Below are 13584 nucleotides of genomic sequence, written 5' to 3'. Positions count from 1 at the left end.
CTCGCGCACCTTCAAAAAACGACCGCCTTGCCAGTGGTCGTTTTTTTATGAGTATTTAGTAAGCAAGCTAATAAATGCTTTGACAACGGCTGCCTAGGCAGTAATATTTTGTAATCACTGCCTAGGCAGCTATCTGGATGATTTCTTGAAACATTTCAGCCCCGAAAATTTCGATTCCAGCCTGATCGGGCTGCTGGTCGGTCGTACCAATGCGCTCAAAGACCGCATGCTCGACAAGTACCTGCTGCCTTATGACGTGACGTTCGCGCAGTTTAAGGTGCTGATCATCATTGCCCAGTTCTCGACCGACACCCCTGTGGAGTTGTGTCGTCACCTGTCGCTGGACAGCGGTTCGATGACCCGCATGCTCGATCGGCTGGAGCAGAAAGGGCTGGTTGTGCGCCAGCGGTCAGCGACTGATCGTCGTCAGGTGCGCCTGGCGTTGACGGAGCAGGGGCAGGCGCTCTCGGACCTGCTGCCGCAGATTGGTGCGGACGCCATGAATGACACCTTTGCCGCGCTCGACAGTGATGAGGTCGAGACCCTGACAAGGATTCTCACCAAGGTACTGGTGGCCGCCGATGACCACATCACCCTGACTCGTCTGAGCTTCAACCCCAAAGCTAAAAGCTGAGCGGCAGACCTGTCGGCAGGCGTGCGCCTGCCCCTCGTCCCTGTCTCGCCGTTTCGCTGATAAAAAGGTAACTGCCATGGCCACTGCCGCCACTGAAAACACATCTGCCCAGTCCTCACAGCAAACGCCGAAGCCCGGCAAGCGCAAGTTCCTGCTGATCGGGCTCGCCGTCATCGTCGTGATTCTTGGTTTGGCCATCTGGGCCTGGTACGAGTTTTACGGCCAATGGAGCGAAGAGACTGATGACGCCTACGTGAATGGCAACGTCGTCGAAATCACCCCGTTGGTCACCGGAACCGTTATCAGCATTGGTGCCGATGACGGGGATCTGGTGCACGAAGGGCAGGTACTGCTCAAATTCGACCCGAGCGACGCCGAAGTCTCGCTGCAAAGCGCCGAGGCCAATCTGGGCAAGGTTGTACGTCAGGTGCGTGGTTTATACAGCAATGTCGATGGCATGAAGGCACAACTGGCTGCGCAGCGTACCGCCGTGCAGACCGCTCAGGAGAACTATAACCGGCGGCGCAGTCTGGCCGCGGGCGGGGCGATTTCCCAGGAAGAGCTGTCGCATTCCAGAGACAGCCTGACCAGCGCGCAAAGTGAGTTGAACAATATTCAGCAGCAGTTGAGCACCAGCGTGGCGCTGGTCGATGACACGGTTGTCTCCTCACATCCCGACGTCAAGGCTGCTGCCGCCCAGTTGCGTCAGGCCTTTCTGGCCAATGCACGCAGTACGCTGGTAGCGCCGGTCACCGGTTATGTGGCCAAGCGCAGCGTGCAACTGGGCCAGCGCATTCAGCCGGGCACCGCGACCATGGCTGTGATCCCGCTGGATCAGTTGTGGATTGATGCCAACTTCAAGGAAACCCAACTGGGCAAGATGCGCATTGGTCAGCCGGTGGAAATCAGCTCCGACCTGTATGGCAGCGATGTGAAGTACAGCGGCACCATCGACAGCCTGGGCGCAGGCACCGGCAGTGCCTTTGCGCTGTTGCCGGCACAGAACGCGACGGGTAACTGGATCAAGATCGTCCAGCGTGTGCCGGTCCGTGTACATATCAACCCTGAAGAGCTGGCGAAGCATCCGTTGCGCATCGGTCTGTCGACCACCGTCGAGGTCAATCTGCATGACCAGAGCGGTCCGGTGCTGGCGCAACAGCCGCGCAAGCAGGCCGCTTTCAGCACTCAGGTTTACGCCGCGCAGCTGGCCGACGCTGATGCGTTGATCGCCCGTCTGATTCACGAGAACAGTGCTTCCAGTGGCAAGACTGCCGTTCAGCGCTGAACCGCCAATCCGTGAACCCCGGCCACTTGGCCGGGGTGTCGCACTCGTCTTCAGGGATTTGCGATGAGCAACAACGCCCCCGCTTCTTTTACCCCGCCAAGCCTGTTGCTGTGCACCATCGGTCTGTCGCTGGCGACCTTCATGCAGGTGCTCGATACCACGATTGCCAACGTGGCGTTGCCGACCATTGCCGGCAACCTGGGGGTCAGCTCCGAGCAGAGCACCTGGGTGATTACCTCGTTCGCAGTCAGCAACGCGATTGCCTTGCCGCTGACCGGCTGGCTCAGTCGTCGCTTTGGTGAGGTGAAGCTGTTTCTGTGGGCAACCATTCTGTTCGTGATGGCGTCGTTTTTGTGTGGCATTTCCCAATCCATGCCGGAACTGGTGGGGTTCCGGGCGTTGCAGGGCATGGTGGCCGGTCCTCTGTATCCGATGAGCCAGACATTGCTGATCGCGGTTTATCCTCCGGCGAAAAGGGGCATGGCGCTGGCATTGCTGGCGATGGTGACGGTGGTTGCGCCTATCGCCGGGCCGATCCTCGGTGGCTGGATCACTGACAGTTACAGTTGGCCGTGGATTTTCTTTATCAACATCCCCATCGGCCTGTTCGCGGTGCTGGTGGTGCGTTCGCAGATGGCTAAAAGGCCGGTCAGCACTGCTCATCAACCGCTGGATTACATCGGCTTGCTGGCCTTGATTGTCGGTGTCGGCGCGCTGCAGATAGTGCTCGACAAGGGCAATGATCTGGACTGGTTCGAGTCGAACTTCATCATCTTCGGTTCGCTGATTTCGCTGGTCGCGCTGGTCTTCTTCGTGATTTGGGAAATGACCGACAAGCATCCGATCGTCAACCTGCGGCTGTTTGCCTACCGCAATTTCCGTATCGGTACGCTGGTCATGATCGGCGGCTATTCAGGCTTCTTCGGTATCAACCTGATTCTGCCGCAGTGGTTGCAGACCCAGATGGGCTACACCGCGACCTGGGCGGGGCTAGCCGTCGCACCGATTGGCATCCTGCCGGTGCTGATGTCGCCCTTTGTCGGCAAGTACGCGCACAAATTCGACCTGCGTCTGCTGGCAGGGCTGGCGTTTCTGGCGATGGGGCTGAGCTGTTTCATGCGTGCCGGCTTCAACACTGACGTGGACTTCGAGCACGTGGCAATGGTGCAGTTGTTCATGGGCATTGGTGTGGCGCTGTTCTTCATGCCCACCCTGAGCATTCTGCTGTCCGACCTGCCGCCCAATCAGATTGCCGATGGCTCGGGACTGGCGACCTTCCTGCGCACCCTGGGCGGCAGTTTTGCGGCGTCGCTGACCACCTGGATCTGGATCCGTCGCGCCAACCAGCATCATGCTTACCTGAGTGAAAACATCAGCACCTTCGACCCGACAACCCGGCACGCCCTCGACAGCCTGGGCGGCGCGAGCCCGCAGGCCTACGCCCAGTTGGAACGCACCCTCAACGCACAGGCCTACATGATGTCCACGGTGGACTACTTCTACCTGCTGGGCTGGGTATTTGCGGGGCTGATTCTGCTTGTCTGGCTGGCCAAACCGCCGTTTGGTGCCAAGGCGGGGCCAGCGGCGGGGGGCGGGCACTAGTAGCTTATGCGCCTGGCTGAACCGTGCCTTGGCCAAATTGCCCCAAGGCGCTTTTCAACCGCGATGGCATTGACGATGCAGAGTGCGACTGCATTACTGCGCGGAGCGTGGGAACTATAAATCAAATGCCGTCTTCGCGAATAAGCGAAGCGTCGTCCGGTCCGGTCCGGTCCGGTCCGCTCCTGCGCCCAGCCAGACCTCAATGCCGCCAGAACGCCGGTACACACAGTACCAGCACGGTAATGATCTCCAGGCGGCCGAGCAGCATGCCGCCGGACAGAATCCATTTGGCAGCATCGGGCAGGGTAGAGAAGTTGCCCGCAGGCCCAATCACCTCGCCCAGCCCCGGCCCTACGCCGGACACAGTGCTGGCAGCGCCGGTCAGTGCAGTCATCCAGTCCAGCCCGAGCAGCGACAGCATCAGTGCGATCAGGCAGATAGTGATGGTGAAGAAAAACGAAAAGGTCAGAATCGAGCGAACGATTTCGTCGTCCAGTCGATGGCCGTTGTATTTCTGCTTCATCACCGCGCGTGGGTGAATCAGTTGGTTAAGGTTGGTCTTGAGCAGGATATAGGCGACCTGAAAGCGGAAGATCTTCACCCCGCCCGCCGTCGAGCCCGAACAGCCGCCGATGAAACCCAGATAGAAGAACAGCATCAGCGAGAAGTTGCCCCACAGGCTGTAGTCACCGAGTGCAAAACCGGTAGTCGTCACCACCGACGTCACGTTCAGGGCCACATGACGCAGCGCCTCGGTCCACGGCAGGTCGGTGGTGTTGGCGTACCAGACAGTCATTACCAGCCAGGTGACCAATAGCAGCCCGATCAGCCCCTGCACCTGCTCATCCTTGATCAACGCCTTGCGATTACCGCGCAGGGTCGCGACATACAGGGTAAAGGGCAGGCTGCCGAGGATCATCACCACAATCGCGACCCAATGCACCGCAGGCTGCGGCCACTTGGCCAGCGACAGGTCGGAGGTAGAGAACCCGCCCGTGGAAATGGCCGACATCGCATGGTTGATCGCATCGAACAGGCTCATGCCCGCCGCCCAGAAGGCCAGGCTGCCCAGCGCGGTAAAGCCGACGTAGGCCAGCACAATGAACTTGGCCACCATGTGCGAGCGGGGCATGACCTTTTCCGAGCGGTCCGAGGATTCGGTCTGGAACAGGCGCATGCCACCAATGCGCAGCAACGGCAGAATCGCCACGGCCATACCGATGAAGCCGATACCGCCAAGCCAGTGCAGCATCGAACGCCAGATCAGAATGCCCGGTGACATGCTGTCCAGATGGCTGAGCACGGTGGAACCGGTGGCGGTGATGCCTGACATGCTTTCAAAGAACGAATCGGTGTAACTGATGTGCTGGGTCAGCAGAAAGGGCAGGGCGGCGAAGATGCACACCACGATCCAGCTGGAGACGGTCAGCATGTACATGTCCCGCGGGCGCAACTGGACGTTGTCGGGGCGTCCGGGCACCACCAGCGCCAGGCCGGCGATAAAGGTGATGGCGCTGGCCCACAGAAACTCGCGCAGGTCCTCGAAACGGTCGTAGATGACCAGCGTGGCCATAGGCACGATCATGGCGACAGCCAGGGTGATCAGGAAGATGCCGATAATGAAACCGATGATGCGAAAGGTCGGCAACGACATGAATGGCTCGGGCGGGTGTGAGGGAAGGCGCCATTCTACCCGCGCTTGAAGGCATGTAAACCAGTGCAGCCAGGGGCAAGGTTCGACAGAGTGGGTAAGGAATTGTCCGTCGCGCTCGTTATTGAAGGTAAACAGGCTCTAGAATGCTCGATCACTTTTCAAGGAGACCGCCCATGCAGGCGCTCGACGTTTTGCTCAATCGCGTATCGGTTCCGCGACTGGTCGACCCGGTCCCGGATGCTGCGCAGCGGGAAATCATGTTCGGTGCGGCGCTGCGCTCACCGGATCATGGACAGCTCAAGCCTTATCGTTTCCTGACCGTCGAAGGTACGGCCCGTGAGCGTATGGGCGAGCTGTTGGTGGAAGCGCTGCAGCAAAGTAGCGGTGAGATTACCCCGCAGGCGCTGGAAAAGGCCCGTCTGGGACCGTTGCGCGCACCCTTGGTCGTGGTGGTGATCGCTCGCTTGCAAGACCATTTCAAGGTTCCGCGTTCGGAACAGATGATCACCGCCGGGTGCGCCGCCCACGGCGTGTTGCTGGCGGCATATGCACTGGGTGTCGGCGCGGTCTGGAGGACGGGTGAGCTGTGCTATACGCCACACGTCGCCAAAGGGTTCGGGCTTGAGGCCGACGAAGAGGTGATTGGCTTTCTATACCTCGGCACCCCGCAGAACCCGCCGCGCGAAGCCCCGAAAGTCGACGTTGGCGGGTTTGTCAGCGAGTGGCAAGGCTAAACAGATGATGAGCTGAGCGGTTCTCTGGGCAGATCCAGCGTGGCAATGAAGCCGCCGTCCGGGTGATTGCCCAGTATCAGGCTGCCGCCATGCCGTTCCGCTGCACGTTTTGCAATCGCCAGGCCCAGACCGTGTCCCGGCGTCGTCTGGCCGGGCGCGCGATAAAACGGCTCGCCCAGTTGTGCCAGATGTTCGTCGGCAACCCCCGGGCCATGATCGCGGACGCTCAGACGGACGTAATCGCCGACCTGAGTTGCCTGCAGATCGATGCGCTGACCGGTGGAGTTGAAGCGCAGCGCGTTGCGCAGCAGGTTGTCCAGCGCACGTTCGATCATGTCCGGCCAGCCTTTGAACTGCAGGTTGTCCTGCACCTCGACGCGAATGTTCTGGTCGATACCGTCCAGTTGAGTATCGTTCTTCAGGCGCTGCAGCAGCGCTTCGAGGTCGACGGGCTCAGGGCCGCGAAGCTCGGCGTCGAGGCGCGCCAGGGCCAGGATCTCGCTGATCAGCGCCTCCAGCCGGTCACACTCACGACCCAACCGTGGCCAGAGCTTTTCACGCTCGGCAGGCTCCGCACGTTCAGCCAGCGCCAGGGCGATACGCAGCCGGGCCAGTGGCGAACGAAGTTCATGTGACACATCACGCAACAGCTGCCGCTGGCTGCCGATAAGGCTTTGCAGGCGTGCGCCCATACGGTTGAAGTCAGTGGCCAGCACGCCGAATTCGTCACGCCGGTTGGCCAGTTGGCCGAGGCTGTGCTGTTGATAGCTGGTCTGCCCCAGATCATGCACCGCGCCGCGCAGACGGCTCAGCGGTCGGGTGATCGAGAGCGTTACGAACAGGCTGAAAAGGGTCAGCACCACCAGCGCAATACCCAGCGCACTCAGCGGCCACATCAGGCTCTGACGGTGCCACTCGTCGAGCTCCGGGTGCGGAACGCGGTAGATGAACAGGTACGTTTCACCGGTTTTCGGACTGCTGTATTCGGTTGCCAGACGGCGCCAGGGCAGTTTGCGGCCCTGATCCTCGTCGGCCTGCTGGCGCGCTTCGAGCGCAGCGGCGCGTGGCGGGAAAGTGCCACGCACCATAGGCTCGCCGCTGTCGCTCAGCACCTGAACATCGATACGATTGCGTCGTTTGATATCCTGAAGGAAATCCTGAGCGTTATCCGCGCCCTTTTCTTCGAAGCGTTGGGTCCATTGTTCCGGCAGTGAGTTGAGCACCGGATGACGATTGAGAATCCATGCATCCTGATTGAGCATGTGCCCGACGAGCACCGACAGGCCTCCCACCAGAGCAATGGCCAGCCAGAAGCTGGCCAGGATTCGCCAGAACAATGAACGCACAGGATTCCCTCGATCTCAATAAAGAAGCCCGGCATGCGTATGCATGCCGGGTCTGGTTCAAGTCATCTGGCCAGACGGCCTGACCATTACTGCATCTTTGCAGCTTTTTCCGCTTTCCAGGCTTTGAATTCGGCCCATTCGGCGCGACGCTCGTCCTGCCGTTTCTTGATTTCGTCGAACTGCTTCTGCTGTTCAGGGCTCAGCAGTACACGAATGGCGCTGTCGGTCTCGGCGCGCTTGGCATTGATTTCGTTGTACATCGCTTTCTGCTCGGGGGCAGGCATCTTGTCCAGATAGCGTTGAGTGATCTCATGGTGTTCGTGCTTCTGCTCGCGCATCAGCCGGTCGATCTGCTGACGCTGTTCACGGCTCAGGTCCAGGTCTCGCAGAGGGCCGGGGCCTCGACGCATTTCCGGACCAGGGCCTGGCTCGCCCATAGGGCCGCGACGCATGTCTGGACCTGGGCCACGATCAGGACGATCAAGGCGCATTGCCGGCGCGTCTGCGTCAGGGCCACCCGCTGGCGGAGGTGGTGGTGCAGCCATGACAACGGTGGGCAGGGCAGTGGCGAACATCAAAGCGATCAGGGTCTTGCGCATGGTGTATCTCCTTGTCTCTAGTGCGGCTCGATGCCGATGAGCCCAGTTTAGGGAGATCAAGGTCAAGCGCAGTCAGCGCTTGGTAAAGCTTGTGTAAGGGGGCAGATACTTACAAAGCATAATAATAGCCGCGGCTGCGCAGGGCGACGATGCGTGGGCGACCGTCAGCGTGAGGGCCGATTTTCTTGCGCAGGTTGCTGACGTGCATGTCCAGGCTGCGGTCGTAGAGCGTCAGTTTGCGGCCCAGCGCCAGTTGCGCCAGCTCCTGCTTGTCCAGTGGTTCGCCGGGCTGGCGCATCAGTGCTTCAAGCAGACGGCTTTCGGAGACGGTGAGGGTCAGTTCCTTTTCGTCGACACTGACCACGCCGCGCATCGGACTGAAGGTCAGGTCGCCCAGTTCCAGTTGCGTAGACGACGCCACCGGGTGGCTGCGACGCAGCACGGCGCGCAGGCGGGCGGTGAGCTCACGCGGGTCGCAGGGTTTTGCCAAGTAGTCATCAGCGCCCAGTTCAAGGCCCAGAATGCGGTCCAGCGGTTCGCCGCGTGCCGAGAGCATGACCACCGGCAGGTCCGGATGGTCATTGCGCAATTGCTTGAGCAGTTCCAGGCCGCTGCCATCAGGCAGCATCACGTCCAGCACCACGGCCGCCGGAGCTTCATCGGCCAGAGCCTGACGCGCACTGGCGCCGTCGTGACAGGCGCGCACCTGAAAACCTTCCTGGCTCAGCCAACTGCTCAGCAGCTCGCACAGCTCCTGATCATCATCAATTAGTAACAGCTCGCTCATGACTCACTCAATTTAGCCACTGCCGACGTTGCCTACGCCAACCACTGACCAATATACCGCACAGAAGGGCGAACATCGCAACGCCACCGCCTGCGACGAACCATTGTTGTTGCTCGGTCAGCAAGCGAGGAGGCGCTGCCGACAGTGCTTCTTTGAGCTGCAACTTGAGCTTTTGGTTCTCTTGGCGCAAACGTGTCAACAAGGCGTTGTCGCGTTCCGGGTCGACGTTTTGCAACTGCCGTGTCAGCTCGTCGCGCTGACGCTCGCTGTCCTTGAGCCGCAACTGAAGGTCGGCAATCTGATTGGCGGGGCTGGGCAGGTGCAAAGGCTGCACTGCGCCGCTCTCAGTGACCGTCTCGGCGTTCACCTGAAACCCTGTCGCCATCAAAACTGCCAACAGACACCACGTACCTGAACGCATCTGAACTCCCTTTTCCCGAGCCGTGTAAATTCGCACATTGAGCAGGTTATCGGCAGTGTGTCGGGAAGGATGAGCAAGAGGCGGGGTTCAACACGGCTCTGCCTCGGTTGAAGCAGAGCGTGTATGTATGTCAGAGAAGGGGATCAGGGCAGGACTTGCTTGAACGGCTTGACCACGACATTGGCATAGACGCCTGCTGCAACGTATGGATCGGCCTCGGCCCACGTTTTGGCGGCGCTTTGCGATTCAAACTCGGCCACGATCAGGCTGCCGCTGAAACCGGCAGCACCCGGGTCGTTGCTGTCGACTGCCGGGTGTGGACCGGCCAGTACCAGACGGCCTGCGTCCTTGAGCGCGTGCAAGCGCTCAAGGTGTGCCGGGCGCACGCTGAGGCGTTTTTCCAGCGAGTTTTCGACGTCGGTGGCGATGATTGCGTAGAGCATGTCAGTCCTCGGATTTGGTCGTATTGGGAGCGGTGTCGTGCAGATGGCGTGACAGGTAGATCCCTTGGCCGACCAGGAAGATCAGGGTCATGCCCAGGCTGCCGAATACTTTGAAGTCGACCCAGAATTCCTGATAGGTGAAGGCCACGTACAGGTTGGCCGCGCCGCAGAACAGGAAGAATACGATCCAGGCGATGTTGAGCCGGGTCCAGATCGCCGCTGGCAGGGTCAGCGCGTGGCCCATGATGCGCTGGATAAGCGGGCGGTCACCGATGAAATGACTGCCAGCGAAGGCCACGGCAAACAGCCAGTTGACCACCGGGGCTTTCCATTTCAGGAAGGTTTCGCTGTGGAAGGCCAGTGTCAGACTGCCAAACACCAGACAGGCGACCAGTGTGAGCCACTGGCTTTTTTCCAGCTTGCGCTGTTTGAGGTAAAGAATGCCGTAGACCACCACCGAACTGATGATCAGCATCGCCGTTGCGCTGAAAATGCCGCCTACCATATAGGTATTGCCGAGGATATCCACGGCACGCGGCTCGGTTTTGTAAACGATGAAAAACAGGAGCAGCGGGATGAAGTCGATGAATTGTTTCACAATGGCAGCCAGAAGCAGGATGTGGCGGCATAATAACAAACATCAATGAACACGAAAGCACCACTATGAATGTTGACCTGCACTGCCACAGCACCGCTTCCGACGGGGCGCTCTCGCCCACGGCACTGGTTGCCCGTGCTCATGAAAATGGCGTGCGCGTCCTTTCGCTGACCGACCACGATACCCTCGAAGGGCTTGAAGAGGCCCGCGCGGCAGCGCATTCATTGGGCATGCAGCTGGTCAATGGGGTGGAGCTGTCCTGCACCTGGGGCGGTGCGACCATCCATATTCTGGGCTATGGATTCGATACCGAGGCACCGGCGCTGACCGAAGCCATCGTGCGTTTGCATGAAGGGCGCTGGCTGCGTGCGGAAGAAATCAGCCGCAAATTGGCGATCAAAGGTATGCCTGGCGCGCTGGAAGGCGCTCGCGCGATCCAGCAGGAACTGGGTGACAGCGGTAATGCGCCTGCGCGTCCACACTTTGCTGACTTCATGGTGCGCGCAGGTTTCGTCAAGGACCGCGCCGAGGCGTTTCGTAAATGGCTGGGTGCTGGCAAACTGGGCGATGTGAAGCAGCACTGGCCAACGCTGGAAGAAACCGTCGCCACCTTGCGGGCGTCGGGTGCATGGGTCAGCCTCGCGCATCCTTCACATTATGACTTTACCCGCAGTAAACGGCGTAAACTGGTCAGCGATTTCGTCCAGGCTGGTGGGCACGCCATAGAAGTGGTCAATGGCATGCAGCCTGCCGATCAGGTGGGGACCCTGGCCATCCTTGCACGCGAGTTCGGTCTGCTGGTTTCTGCCGGCAGCGACTTCCACGGTCCTGGCAACTGGGGCGAGATCGGCACTTATCGTCCCGTGCCTGAAGATCTACCGCCTTTGTGGTGCAGATTTAAACATGAACAGCCTACTGCCGCCGTCTGAACAGGAAGTTACCGTGAGTCAATTTTTCCAGGTCCATCCGGAAAACCCGCAGCCGCGCCTGATCAAACAGGCCGCGGAAATCATAAAAGCCGGCGGGCTGGTGGTGTACCCGACAGATTCGTCCTATGCGCTGGGTTGCCAGATCGGTGACAAGAGCGCCATCGAGCGTATCCGCCGCCTGCGTCAGCTGGACGACAAGCACAACTTCACCCTGATGTGCTGCGACCTGTCGCAACTGGGGCTTTTTGCCAAGGTCGACACTGGCGCTTTCCGTGCCCTCAAGGCGCACACCCCAGGGCCTTACACCTTTATTCTCAACGCCACCCGCGAGGTGCCGCGCCTGGTGCTGCACCCCAAGCGCCGCACTATTGGCCTGCGCGTGCCGAGCCATCCCATTGCCCAGGCCTTGCTCGAGCAATTGGGCGAGCCGCTGATGAGCGTCAGCCTGATCATGCCGGGTGACACTGTGCCGCTCAGCGATCCCTACGAGATGCGCCAGATTCTCGAGCATCAGGTGGACCTGATCATTGATGGCGGGATCGGCGGTATTTCGGCGTCCACGGTCATCAACCTGGCCGGTGGAGAGCCCGAGGTGGTTCGGGTCGGCTGCGGTGATCCAACGCCGTTCGGTGAACGCGCTTAATGACCGTCGTCGAGGCAGTCGACAGCCAGGCAGACGCCCAGCAGGAGCTGCCGTTCGCGCTGGTCTACGGGCGTGCGGTCACGCAGATGCCGCTGGACCTGTACATCCCGCCCGATGCGCTGGAGGTCTTTCTTGAAGCGTTCGAGGGGCCGCTCGACCTGCTGCTGTACCTGATCCGCAAACAGAACATCGACATCCTCGATATTCCCGTGGCAGAGATCACCAAGCAGTACATGGGTTACGTCGAGTTGATGAAAACCGTGCGCCTGGAGCTGGCGGCCGAATACCTGGTCATGGCCGCCATGCTGGCTGAGATCAAGTCGCGCATGCTGCTGCCGCGCTCGGCGGAAGTCGAAGAGGAAGAAGGCGACCCGCGCGCCGAGCTGATTCGCCGCCTGCAGGAATACGAGCGCTTCAAGGCCGCTGCCGAAGGTATTGACGGCCTGAGCCGGGTCGGCCGCGATGTCATCGTACCGAAACTGGACGCCCCCGAAGCACGTGCGCGCAAGTTGCTGCCGGATGTCAGTCTTGAAGAAGTGCTGATGTCGATGGCCGACGTGCTGCACCGCGGCGACATGTTCGAAAGCCATCAGGTCAGCCGCGAGGCGCTGTCGACGCGTGAGCGCATGAGCGACGTGCTGGAACGTCTCAAGGGCAGCGGTTTTGTGCCGTTCGCCGAGCTGTTTACCGCAGAAGAAGGGCGTCTGGGTGTGGTCGTGACATTTATGGCGGTGCTGGAGCTGGTCAAGGAATCCCTTGTCGAGCTGGTCCAAAACGAGCCCTTTGCGGCGATCCATGTCCGGGCGCGAGCCGAGTAGAGCAAGAACACACCCATGAACCTCAACGAACCGCGTGAACTGGCCCCGTTGCTTGAAGCCTTTCTGCTGGCCTCCGGAAAGCCGCAGACACTGGAGCGGCTTTATGAGCTGTTCGAAGAGGGCGAGCGTCCCGAACCGCCGGTGTTCAAAAAAGCGTTGGAGGTGCTGCGTAAGTCTTGCGAGGGGCGTGCTTTCGAACTCAAGGAAGTCGCTTCGGGTTATCGCCTGCAGATTCGTGACCGGTTTTCCCCCTGGGTCGGACGGCTGTGGGAAGAGCGGCCGCAGCGTTACTCCCGCGCCATGCTGGAAACCCTGGCCTTGATCGCTTATCGCCAGCCGATCACGCGGGGCGAAATTGAAGAGGTGCGCGGTGTTGCGGTGAACAGCCACATCGTCAAGACCCTGCTGGAACGCGAGTGGATTCGGGTGGTGGGCTACCGTGACGTGCCCGGCAAGCCGGCGATGTTCGCGACCACCAAGGGGTTTCTGGACCACTTCAACCTCAAAAGCCTCGATGAGCTGCCACCGCTGGCCGACCTGCGCGAGATGGAAACCGAGCCGGTCCTGGATTTCGAAGACGCCCCCGTACCCGCGCACCTGCAAGCCCTGGCCGACGCCAGCCTCGACCCGGATGCAGAGCCCGAAGCGCCTCGCGACGAAACCAGCTTCCGCAGCCTGCTGGTGGAACTGGATTCGATGGAGCAAGGCCTCAAGACCGACTTTGACGACCTGCTGCGGGCGGAGCCAGAGCCTGAAGACGACAAAGGCGACGATGAGGTCTGATTGACTCGCGCTCCCACGCTGAAGCGTTCAGCGTGATAAACAAGTCTCGTGGGAGCGAGCCGGGCGACGCTTCGCTTGCTCGCGAAGGCGATGGTGCAGGCTCGCTATTTTCGGATTCTGTACGGGCCCTTTCGCGAGCAAGCTCGCTCCCACATGACCTGTATGTAGTCATGAGCGCTCTGCGTCCTCTTGATACCTCGTCCTGGAGCGTGCAGAACGATAATCAGGACTGTAGTGCCAACGCCCAGCGCACTCCGGTCGAATTCATACGCCTGCCCAGAGTCACATACGATATCCCTTGCCATGAG

Annotated in this window: 15 protein-coding genes; 8 read left to right on the top strand and 7 right to left on the bottom strand. The window is 60.3% G+C overall.

What is annotated here, in order from left to right; translation table 11 throughout:
- The first annotated feature begins 145 nt into the window (after positions 1-145).
- The 3 genes from RYC17_RS16010 to RYC17_RS16000 all read left to right on the top strand — a co-directional run bounded on the left by RYC17_RS16010 (position 146) and on the right by RYC17_RS16000 (position 3521).
- Entirely contained in the window at positions 146-634 is a 489-nt protein-coding gene (locus RYC17_RS16010; RefSeq protein WP_058399935.1) for a MarR family winged helix-turn-helix transcriptional regulator, read from the top strand.
- Positions 635-710: 76 nt separating this feature from the next.
- Positions 711-1919 carry an HlyD family efflux transporter periplasmic adaptor subunit gene (locus RYC17_RS16005; RefSeq protein WP_230016582.1) on the top strand — a complete coding sequence of 403 codons (1209 nt, stop codon included), beginning with the start codon at positions 711-713 and terminating at the stop codon, positions 1917-1919.
- 63 nt (positions 1920-1982) lie between these two features.
- Positions 1983-3521, top strand: coding sequence for a DHA2 family efflux MFS transporter permease subunit (locus RYC17_RS16000; protein WP_005731352.1), 1539 nt, complete (start codon positions 1983-1985; stop codon positions 3519-3521).
- A gap of 199 nt (positions 3522-3720) precedes the next feature.
- Here RYC17_RS16000 and RYC17_RS15995 read toward each other — a convergent pair whose 3' ends face one another.
- Positions 3721-5175 (bottom strand): TrkH family potassium uptake protein, encoded by a 1455-nt coding sequence (locus tag RYC17_RS15995; RefSeq protein ID WP_004665905.1) that lies wholly within the window; start codon positions 5173-5175, stop codon positions 3721-3723.
- 173 nt (positions 5176-5348) lie between these two features.
- Between RYC17_RS15995 and RYC17_RS15990 the strand changes: the two genes are divergently transcribed.
- Positions 5349-5909, top strand: a complete 561-nt coding sequence (locus RYC17_RS15990; RefSeq protein WP_316903723.1) for a nitroreductase family protein — start codon at positions 5349-5351, stop codon at positions 5907-5909.
- Here the strand turns inward: RYC17_RS15990 and RYC17_RS15985 are convergent.
- The 6 genes from RYC17_RS15985 to RYC17_RS15960 form a co-directional block, all read right to left on the bottom strand.
- Positions 5906-7255, bottom strand: coding sequence for a sensor histidine kinase (locus tag RYC17_RS15985; RefSeq protein WP_058399938.1), 1350 nt, complete (start codon positions 7253-7255; stop codon positions 5906-5908). The genes RYC17_RS15990 and RYC17_RS15985 overlap by 4 nt on opposite strands.
- Positions 7256-7341: 86 nt before the next feature.
- Positions 7342-7854: a Spy/CpxP family protein refolding chaperone gene (locus RYC17_RS15980; protein WP_058399939.1), complete on the bottom strand. Its 513-nt coding sequence runs from the start codon at positions 7852-7854 to the stop codon at positions 7342-7344.
- 109 nt (positions 7855-7963) lie between these two features.
- Positions 7964-8641, bottom strand: coding sequence for a response regulator transcription factor (locus RYC17_RS15975; protein WP_058399940.1), 678 nt, complete (start codon positions 8639-8641; stop codon positions 7964-7966).
- 7 nt (positions 8642-8648) lie between these two features.
- The gene (locus tag RYC17_RS15970; protein WP_058399941.1) at positions 8649-9062 is read right to left on the bottom strand and encodes a hypothetical protein; all 414 of its coding nucleotides are present in this window, start codon (positions 9060-9062) and stop codon (positions 8649-8651) included.
- Between the two features lie 143 nt (positions 9063-9205).
- Positions 9206-9505 (bottom strand): YciI family protein, encoded by a 300-nt coding sequence (locus RYC17_RS15965; protein ID WP_058399942.1) that lies wholly within the window; start codon positions 9503-9505, stop codon positions 9206-9208.
- Position 9506: 1 nt separating this feature from the next.
- Positions 9507-10103, bottom strand: coding sequence for a septation protein A (locus RYC17_RS15960; RefSeq protein ID WP_002554458.1), 597 nt, complete (start codon positions 10101-10103; stop codon positions 9507-9509).
- Positions 10104-10168: 65 nt separating this feature from the next.
- Between RYC17_RS15960 and RYC17_RS15955 the strand changes: the two genes are divergently transcribed.
- The 4 genes from RYC17_RS15955 (at position 10169) to scpB (ending at position 13276) form a co-directional block, all read left to right on the top strand.
- Positions 10169-11032 (top strand): PHP domain-containing protein, encoded by an 864-nt coding sequence (locus tag RYC17_RS15955; RefSeq protein ID WP_122257992.1) that lies wholly within the window; start codon positions 10169-10171, stop codon positions 11030-11032.
- Between the two features lie 13 nt (positions 11033-11045).
- Entirely contained in the window at positions 11046-11675 is a 630-nt protein-coding gene (locus tag RYC17_RS15950; RefSeq protein WP_002554456.1) for an L-threonylcarbamoyladenylate synthase, read from the top strand.
- Between the two features lie 119 nt (positions 11676-11794).
- Positions 11795-12493 (top strand): segregation and condensation protein A, encoded by a 699-nt coding sequence (locus RYC17_RS15945; protein WP_193600917.1) that lies wholly within the window; start codon positions 11795-11797, stop codon positions 12491-12493.
- A gap of 15 nt (positions 12494-12508) precedes the next feature.
- Entirely contained in the window at positions 12509-13276 is a 768-nt protein-coding gene (gene scpB, locus RYC17_RS15940; protein ID WP_122257994.1) for an SMC-Scp complex subunit ScpB, read from the top strand.
- Positions 13277-13584: the final 308 nt, after the last annotated feature.

This window comes from Pseudomonas syringae group sp. J248-6 (genome assembly GCF_032586995.1).
In the GTDB taxonomy this organism is placed as follows: Bacteria; Pseudomonadota; Gammaproteobacteria; order Pseudomonadales; family Pseudomonadaceae; genus Aquipseudomonas; species Aquipseudomonas amygdali.
This window is presented reverse-complemented; position numbering and strand designations above follow the sequence as displayed.